The sequence below is a fragment of the Pseudomonas sp. NFACC42-2 genome (assembly GCF_900116055.1).
In the GTDB taxonomy this organism is placed as follows: domain Bacteria; phylum Pseudomonadota; class Gammaproteobacteria; order Pseudomonadales; family Pseudomonadaceae; genus Aquipseudomonas; species Aquipseudomonas marginalis.
Window position 1 is genome coordinate 1 of the sequence record NZ_FOZO01000039.1, and the last position, 8,132, is coordinate 8,132.

An 8,132-nucleotide genomic window follows, 5' to 3' on the forward strand; every position below is an offset into this window, starting at 1 on the left:
CCGGTTTCGAACTTCGGATCGGAGATCGAGCGGGTGTATTTCAGGCCCCAGGCTGCCTTTTTGGCGACCGATGGAATCTCGTGGTACATGTTGAAGATCTCGCCTTCATCCATGGCCAACGATTCGATGCAGTACTGGTAGGCGTGGGTGTGGATCGCTTCTTCGAAGGCCTGGCGCAGGATGTACTGGCGGCACTCCGGGTTGGTGATCAGGCGGTACACGGCCAGGACCAGGTTGTTCGCGACCAACGAATCCGCAGTGGAGAAGAAGCCGAGGTTGCGCATGACGATGCGGCGTTCGTCGTCGGTCAGGCCTTCGGGGTTTTTCCACAGGGCGATGTCGGCGGTCATGTTGACCTCCTGCGGCATCCAGTGGTTGGCGCAGCCGTCGAGGTATTTCTGCCAGGCCCAGTCGTACTTGAAGGGCACGAGTTGGTTGAGGTCGGCGCGGCAGTTGATCATGCGCTTTTCGTCAACGGCGACGCGGGCGGAGGCGCCTTCGAGTTCGGCGAGGCCTTCGGCGACGTCGAGTTTGTCCAGGGCAGCCTTGGCGCGCACGATGGCGGCGGAGTCACTGGCGGTGACGGCGCGGGCTTCGATGGCGGCAGCGGCGCCGGCACCGTCGAGGCGGTCCATGTTGGCTTCGCTGGCATGGCCGGCGTTGGCGCCCTTGATCACGGCTGCACCGGTGTCCTCGTTGTCGACTTCATCCCAACTCAGCATTGAAATACTCCCTTCTGTTCTGTTTTGACGGCATGTGAACCCGTCCAAAAAAATCTGATTTGCAGGCTGCCAGGCATTGAAATACTGCGCAGAGTGTGGTCGGCGATTACCGATACTGCACACTATGTAGTGGTCTGTTCTGTTTGTGGGCACACTATATGGTGTGTAACAGAATGGGTCAACGAACAAGAAAGGATGGAACGTCGCAGGGGGCAGCAGAACCGCGCTGTCGTTCAGGACCCGCCCACGGCCTCGAGTAACAGCGCTTCAAACACCTGCTGCACCCGTGGCTCATCACTGTGGGCCACGTTGAAACGCATCGAATCGCGATGGACCGGGTCGTAGCCGAAGAGCGCGCCCGGCGCCAGGACCAGGCTGCGTTTCAACGCTTCCTGGGCCAACCATTCGCCGTTCACACCCGCTGGCAGGCGTGCCCAGATGAACATCCCGCCCTCATAGGCCATCGGCAACTCGCACCCGCAGCGCCGCAGCCATTGCTCCACGCGCCCGCCGGCTTCCATCAGGCGTTGGACCATGCGCTTGCGGTGCTTGGCATAGCTGCCTTCGCTGAGCATGCGGTAGACGATCTGCTCGAACAGTTCCGAGGTCACGCCGCCGCTCATCAACTTCATATTGGTCAGGTTGGCGGCCAGTTGCGGCGCGGCCACCACGAAGCTGACGCGGGTGTTGGCACTGAGGATCTTCGAGAACCCTGACAGGTAGGTAACCTGGTCCAGCCCGGCGAGGGTGGCCAGGCGTGGCGGCGGGTTGGGGTGCAGGTCGCCGTAAAGATCGTCCTCGACGATATGGCAGTGGTACTGCTGGGTCAGTTGCAACAGGCGAAATGCCTGGCTGGGGCTGAAGGAGTGGCCGGTCGGGTTATGCAGCACGCTGGTGGTCAGGTACAGGCTCGGACGGTGTTCGGCCAGCAGTTGTTCGAGGGCGGTGAAATCGAAACCGTCGGGGCGGCGTTGGATGGTCACCACCTTGACACCGTGCAGCGCCAGGTTGGCGTGGAAGTTGAAATAGCACGGTGCGTCCAGCAGCACCGTGTCGCCGGGCCTGGCGAGCAGGCGCATGAGCATGTCCAGGCCCTGCAGGGTGTTGGGGGTGGTGATGATTTGTTCCACCGGGACCGACAAACCGTCGGCATGCAGCTTCTGTTGCAGGGCCTGGCGCAAGGGCAGCAGCCCGGCGGGCGTGCCCAGCCCGGCGATGCGCAACGACGGCGTGCGCACCACGCTGCGCATGGCCTGGCGGATGCCCTCGGCGTCCAGCCAGGCTTCCGGCAGGTGGCCGCCGCCGGGGCGCAGCTCGCCGCCGGCGGTGACCAGCGGGCGACGCAGCACGCTGAGCAGGTCCTGGGGCAGCAGGTCGACCCACGCCACCGAGACCGGACGCGTACTGTCCATCGCTACGAAGTAGCCACGGCCCTGGCTGGAGGTGAGCAGGTTGCGCCCGCGCAGGCGGTCGAGGGCTTCGTTGAGGGTGAACTTGCTGACGCCCAGGGCCTGGGTCAACTCTCGCACCGACGGTAACTTGCTGCCGGGCGCCCATTCGCCGCTCTCGATTCGCTGGCTGAATGTGTCGACGATCTGCTGCACCTTGGGCGTGCCGTCGACAAAAGCGATGGCGGATACAAACATAAACCTTCCTTGTGTTTGCCGGTGCTTTTACCGGTGAAGTTCGGCCGGATTAAGCCTGACTTTACCTGCCTTGTGCAACGGCGCTTGCCTACACTGCAGGCCTTCTCAACCTGGGTCCAAGGCCATGACCAGCGCATTGACGCTCTCTTCGTTTCTCTACTTCCTGCTGTTTTGCGCCACCATGACCTTCAGCCCCGGCCCCATGACCCTGCTGCTGTTGAGCCTGGGCTTGAAGAGCGGTTTGCGCAGTTCGATCCCGGCGCAACTCGGTGCCAGTGTGTCGTACCTGATTTCCATCCTGATCTTTGCCGTGGGCTTTTCGGCACTGATCAAGGGCAATCTCGCCATCACCCAGGCCATTCAGTTGGTCGGAGTGGCCTACATTCTCTATCTGGCCTACAAGCAGTGGACCGGCAGCGGCGTGTCGATCGGCAAGGCGGCTGCCGTGGAGGGCTCGCGCAGCCTGTTCGGCAAAGGACTGCTGACCGGCTTTTCCAACCCCAAGACCCTCATCATGTTCAGCGCTGTATTCCCACAGTTCGCCGGGGCAGGGGAGCACCGTTCAGCGGTGGATATCGCCATCCTCGGGGCGACCTTCCTGGTGCTGCAATTTGCCAGCGGTTGCCTGTATTGCTACTTCGGCCAGCGCATCAAGCACGTGCTGGAAAACCCCCAGCGCCGTGTGCTGTTGCAGCGGACCACGGCGGTGCTGCTGCTGGGTGTGGCGTTGATGCTGGCCCGCGGTTTTCCCCACTGAATGGTTTGGATGGGGAATGAGCAGTAGTGGCGAATTGCTGGCTCCCTGATAGACTCCAGGCATTCATCCAGGATTACAGCCCTCCATGCCAGCCGTCGGAGGAAAAGGACTTCCGCTCGCTACCCGTTTGTACAGATCCCGCACCTTAGGGCTGACGCTCGGTTTTGTGTGCGTGGTGTTTGGCATGTACCCGCTGGATCCGGCCCCGTGGGTGTGGGCCTGGATGGTGATCAACGCCTTTGTCTGGCCGGTCGTGGCCTTTCAGCGCTCGTTGCGTACTACCCATACGCTGCGCAGTGAGCGCCGCAATTTGCTGTTCGATTCGTTTTGCGGCGGTTTCTGGGTCGCGGCCATGCATTTCAACCCGCTTCCCGGTGTGACGACCCTGTCGATGATGACCATGAACAACGTCGCCATCGGCGGTCCGCGTTTCATGCTGGCGGGCTGGGCGGCGCAGGCGCTGGGCATCGGCACGTCGCTGTTGATATTCTCCCCGGCCTTTATCGCCATGACCACCCCGGTCCAGCTCTATGCCTGCCTGCCGATTCTGATGCTGTACCCGCTGGCGCTGGGTTGGATCTGTTACCGCCAGGCGGTGACCCTGGCCCGGCACAAACGCGAATTGCTGGCGCTGAGCCGTACCGACAGCCTGACCGGCCTGCTCAACCATGGCGCGTGGAAAGACCATCTGGAGATCGAGTTCCAACGTTGCTGCCGCGAACAGCAAGGGGCCGCGATTGCGTTGATCGATATCGACCATTTCAAGCTTATCAACGACACCTATGGCCACGTCACCGGCGACATCGTGCTGCGCCAGCTCGGCAAAGTGCTGCGCCAGAACCTGCGCACCACTGACCTGGCCGGGCGCTACGGCGGCGATGAATTCTGCGTGATCCTGCCGGGCATGCCGCTCAACCGCGCCACCGAAGTGATGGATGCGTTGCGCGATCGCTTCAACGCGTTGGCCTACGCCCAGGACCCTTCATTGCGCGCCAGCTTGAGCATCGGCCTGGCGCCGTATCAACCGGCGCACGCCGACTCGACCCGTTGGCTCAATGAGGCGGACCTGGCGCTGTATGAAGCCAAGAGCAGCGGGCGCAACCGGGTCAGTTCGGTGCAAGGCACTTGGTTGCGGTCGGTCTAGTGGGGTAGGGTGAGGCGGCACCCCAACAAAAAACAAGGATCGGTTCATGCCCTTCACCTTCCCGCGTACCCTCCTGGCCGCCACGTTGGCCTTGTCCTTCGCAGTCCCGGCCTACAGCGCCGAACCCCACCAGCAGATCCAGGCGGACGCCGAACAGTACAAGGCCCCGGCCCTGAAACTGCTGGAGCGCCTGGTGAATATCGATTCGGGTTCCGGCTACGGGCCAGGCCTGACCCAGGTGAGTGACATCGCCGTCGATGAACTCAAACAACTGGGCTTCACCATTGAACGGGTGCCGGATGCCGCCGCCAACAGCAGCCATGTGATCGCCACCCTCAAGGGCAACGGCAAGGCCAAAATCCTGCTGATGGCCCACATGGACACCGTGTTCAAGGAAGGCTCGGCGGCCGAGCGGCCGTTTCATATCAAGGATGGCCGCGCCTATGGTCCCGGGGTGATGGATGACAAGGGCGGCATCGTCGCCGGCATCTACGCGCTCAAAGTCCTGAAGAACCAAGGGTTCAAGGACTACGCACAAATTACCTTCCTGCTCGATGCCAGCGAAGAAACCGGTTCCGACATCGCCTCTGAACTGATCCGTAACACCGCCAAGGCCCACGACGTCACACTGAACCTGGAGCCCGGCCGCCCAGCCGACGGCCTGGTGGTGTGGCGCAAAGGCAGTGCCACCGCCGTGGTCGAAGTCAAAGGCAAAGCCGCCCACGCCGGCGTGGCCCCGGAGCTGGGACGCAACGCCGCCATGGAAGCCGCGCACCAGATTCTGCAACTGGGCAAACTCGGCGATGAAGAAAAGAAGACCACCATCAACTTCACCGTGATCAACGCGGGCGACCGCACCAATGTCATCCCCGACCAAGCCACCGCCAAGGCCGACGTGCGTGCGGCATTGCCGGAAGAGTTCGATCGGATCGAGAAGGACTTGGTGCGGGTCTCCGCCAACAAATTGATCCCGGAAACCGAAGTGACCACTACCCTCAAACGCGGCCTGCCGCCTATGCCGCAGACGCCGGAGTCGGACAAGCTGGTGGCGATTGCCCAGGGGATTTACGGGGAGCTGGGTAAGACGTTGACCATTGAAGGCAGCGGCGGGGCGGCGGATGCCAGTTTGTCCGCCGGGGTGGGGACGCCGACGTTGGATGGGTTTGGGATTGTAGGGGGGAATATTCATACGCCGCAGGAGTATGCGGAGGTGGAGAGCGTGGCGCCGCGGATTTACTTGTTGAGTCGGATGATTATGGAACTGAGTAAACGCTGATCAGGCTGGGAGGCTCGCCTATTCAATTTGGCTGAGCCTTCATTCCTTGTGGTGAGCAGGCTTGCTCGCCACAGGTGGCTGGTGGTGTCGAGTTCACTTCCGCGATTTATGAGTACCGTTGTATTGTTTCAGGCACTCCAGTAGTACGCTCATGAATGCTTGTTGATCAGTTACTGGCTCGCTGAAATAAGTTGCCATTGTTTTAAAAGCTGCATCAAAGTTATCGTCAATAGCAAGGTAGTGCTCTATCGATTCAATAAACCACTCCTGTTCTGACTTTGTATAAGACAAGAACTCGGGCTTGGTTAATTCATCAAAGAGCTCGATAAGCTCTTTCTCGTTGTTTATGTTTTTCGAGGCTATGAGACATTCTCGCTCCAGATCATCCGTATTTTCAATGTCGTAAGTGAAGAGTAAACCACGAATTATTGACATGCTTGGCTTTCTTTTCATGCTCATCACTCTGTATAAGCGGTTTTAGGTTTTCCGTTTTGGTCTAGAATTACTCGAGCTTTGCGTTGTTGACTATACTCCATGCCGCCACTGGAATAGCCTTCACCAATAATCTTTCCCATGTCCATTGGTCTTAGCGATGCTGCGTGGCCGTTTCTTCTAAAGATTAGCTGTGCTCGATATATCGAGTTAAATTGATCCCTGTGACTCAGATAGTGTGTTGCAGCAGGTGGATATTTGGGTTGCCCGTTATTGGGGCCTGATGTGTAAATTTCAACAATTCCCGTGGTAGGGTTTTTAGCTGTTCTGATTCTTTCAAGCTGAGAATCAAGTGTTGTTTGCGCGCCGTGCTTTTCCAAAAAATGCGCGCCCGGTGTTGCTTTTTCTAACTCTTCCAAGCGTCGGTAAGCGTTAGCTTCTGCCAGTTCATCAATTCTTGCCTTTCTCTCCGCACGTGTTAGTTGCGGTAACGCAGGCTCGCCGTGATCAACATCTCCAGTTGGGTTTTGAACGGTAGTTCTTGGTTTGCAACCATCTCCCCCAGGGCAAGTACTTAACCCCAGCGGATCCACCCACCCCGTCGGATTGGGCACGTACTGGTACGCGTTGATCCCACCCGCCAACTTCACCGGATCAGGCGTCAGGTAACACCCAATATCTGGATTGTAGTAGCGATGGCGGTTGTAGTGCAGCCCGCTTTCCTGATCAAAGTACTGGCCCTGGAAACGTAGCGGGTTATCGATTGTGCCTTTGTCGAGTCGGCTGATCTGGCCGTAGGCGCGGTAGTGGGCGGACCAGACGATTTCGCCGTCGGGGTCGGTGAGTTCCTGCGGCGTGCCGAGGTGGTCGAGTTGGTAGTGATAGGGCTTGGTGTCTTTTGGGCCGAAGCCTTCCAGCAGTGCCAGCGGACGGAAACTGTCGGGTTCATAGAGATAGCTGCGGTGGCGATCTGCATGGTGCTCGGCAATCAGCCTGTCGCCTTGCCAGAAAAACTCCGTGGTTAGGCCGTCCACGGTTTTGCTGATACGCCGCCCAAACGGGTCGTAGCGATAGCTGGCGGTTTGGCCGTTGGGTTGGGTGATGCCGATCAGCCGGTGCTGGCAGTCGTAGCGGTATTCGGTGACGAGTTGATGGCCTTTGCCGCGTCGCTCGCGGATGAGGTTGCCGAAGGCGTCATAGTCGTAGTGGCGGTCGCCCTGGATCATCAGGCGGTTGCCGGCGACGATATCGGGGCCGGGGCGGTCTTGCATCAGCAGGTTGCCGGCCAGGGTGTGGCCGAAGCGTTCCTGCAGGTCTTGAGAATGGTCGGCGCGGGTGAGGCGGCCTAACGGGTCGTAGTGGTAGTGGTGTTCGCCTTTGCGGGTGTCGAGCAGGCGGGTGAGGTTGCCGGTTTTGTCGTAGTCGTATTGGCGTTGGTAGAGGTGGTCCTGTTGCTGGGTGATCGCGTGGGCGTGCAGGCGGTGTTGGTCGTCGTAATGGTAGTGGCTGAGGAGTTGGCCTTGTTGGCGCTGGTGTTCCTGGCCGGCCTTGAACAGATGAGAGGTCAGCAGCGTGCCATTTAACTCGACGGTGGCGAGGTGGCCGCCTTTGCTGTGGTTGAACACCAGGCGGTTGTTGTCGGGCAGGCGCAGGTGTTGAAGCTGGCCGCAGGCGTCGTAGCCGTAGCGCAAGGTGCCCCAGCCCTGGTGTTCGGCGGTGAGGCGGTTTTGGCGGTCGTATTCGTAGGCCAGCGCCCAGTGGCCGTCGTCGACGCTGAGGAGGTTGCCCTGGCGGTCGTAGGCATACTCAACAAGACTACCGTCGGGCAGGGTTTTTCGGACGAGCCGCCCGGCGTGATCGCGCTCGTAACGAGTAACGAGCTGACTACCATCGTCACCGTATTCGGTCTTTTCCTGCAGGTTGCCGTTGAGGTCGTAGACGTAGGCCGTACGCTGCCCATCAAAACCGGTTTCCTGCTGGATCAGGCCATTGGGGTGGTAATCAAGTCGGTAGGTCTCGCCGACCTCGTTTTCGATCTCGGTCAGCAATAACCGCACGTTGTCGTAGCGGTAGTTGACCTGAGTGCCATCAGCGTTGATGCGCCGACTGATCAGGTGCAACCCGTCGGCGTATTCGTAGCGGGTGACGTGGCCCA

At 59.9% G+C, this 8,132-nt stretch carries 7 protein-coding genes; 3 read left to right on the top strand and 4 right to left on the bottom strand.

What is annotated here, in order from left to right; genetic code table 11:
* Both BM416_RS30170 and BM416_RS30175 read right to left on the bottom strand, forming a co-directional pair.
* Positions 1-722: ribonucleotide-diphosphate reductase subunit beta (locus BM416_RS30170; protein WP_139237796.1), on the bottom strand; the 722-nt coding region annotated here is incomplete at its 3' end.
* A gap of 233 nt (positions 723-955) precedes the next feature.
* Positions 956-2,368 (bottom strand): aminotransferase-like domain-containing protein, encoded by a 1,413-nt coding sequence (locus tag BM416_RS30175; protein WP_092490389.1) that lies wholly within the window; start codon positions 2,366-2,368, stop codon positions 956-958.
* Positions 2,369-2,492: 124 nt separating this feature from the next.
* Here BM416_RS30175 and BM416_RS30180 point away from each other — a divergent pair, with 124 nt between their 5' ends.
* The 3 genes from BM416_RS30180 to BM416_RS30190 all read left to right on the top strand — a co-directional run bounded on the left by BM416_RS30180 (position 2,493) and on the right by BM416_RS30190 (position 5,545).
* Complete coding sequence (locus BM416_RS30180; RefSeq protein WP_092490390.1) at positions 2,493-3,125, top strand: LysE family translocator; 633 nt, start codon at positions 2,493-2,495, stop codon at positions 3,123-3,125.
* An 85-nt stretch (positions 3,126-3,210) separates the two neighbouring features.
* The gene (locus BM416_RS30185) at positions 3,211-4,269 is read left to right on the top strand and encodes a diguanylate cyclase (protein ID WP_092490391.1); all 1,059 of its coding nucleotides are present in this window, start codon (positions 3,211-3,213) and stop codon (positions 4,267-4,269) included.
* A 46-nt stretch (positions 4,270-4,315) separates the two neighbouring features.
* Entirely contained in the window at positions 4,316-5,545 is a 1,230-nt protein-coding gene (locus BM416_RS30190; protein ID WP_092490392.1) for a M20/M25/M40 family metallo-hydrolase, read from the top strand.
* A gap of 93 nt (positions 5,546-5,638) precedes the next feature.
* Here the strand turns inward: BM416_RS30190 and BM416_RS30195 are convergent, their stop codons facing one another.
* Entirely contained in the window at positions 5,639-5,998 is a 360-nt protein-coding gene (locus tag BM416_RS30195) for a hypothetical protein (RefSeq protein WP_092490393.1), read from the bottom strand.
* Positions 5,999-6,003: 5 nt separating this feature from the next.
* A partial coding sequence (locus BM416_RS30200) for an RHS repeat-associated core domain-containing protein (RefSeq protein ID WP_139237797.1) occupies positions 6,004-8,132 on the bottom strand: 2,129 nt, incomplete at its 5' end.

Bases quoted from the DNA above. Each gene is read 5' to 3' on its own strand.
- BM416_RS30185 (WP_092490391.1), top strand. From the start codon at position 3,211: ATGCCAGCCGTCGGAGGAAAAGGACTTCCGCTCGCTACCCGTTTGTAC.
- BM416_RS30175 (WP_092490389.1), bottom strand. From the start codon at position 2,368: ATGTTTGTATCCGCCATCGCTTTTGTCGACGGCACGCCCAAGGTGCAG.
- BM416_RS30180 (WP_092490390.1), top strand. From the start codon at position 2,493: ATGACCAGCGCATTGACGCTCTCTTCGTTTCTCTACTTCCTGCTGTTT.
- BM416_RS30195 (WP_092490393.1), bottom strand. From the start codon at position 5,998: ATGAAAAGAAAGCCAAGCATGTCAATAATTCGTGGTTTACTCTTCACT.
- BM416_RS30190 (WP_092490392.1), top strand. From the start codon at position 4,316: ATGCCCTTCACCTTCCCGCGTACCCTCCTGGCCGCCACGTTGGCCTTG.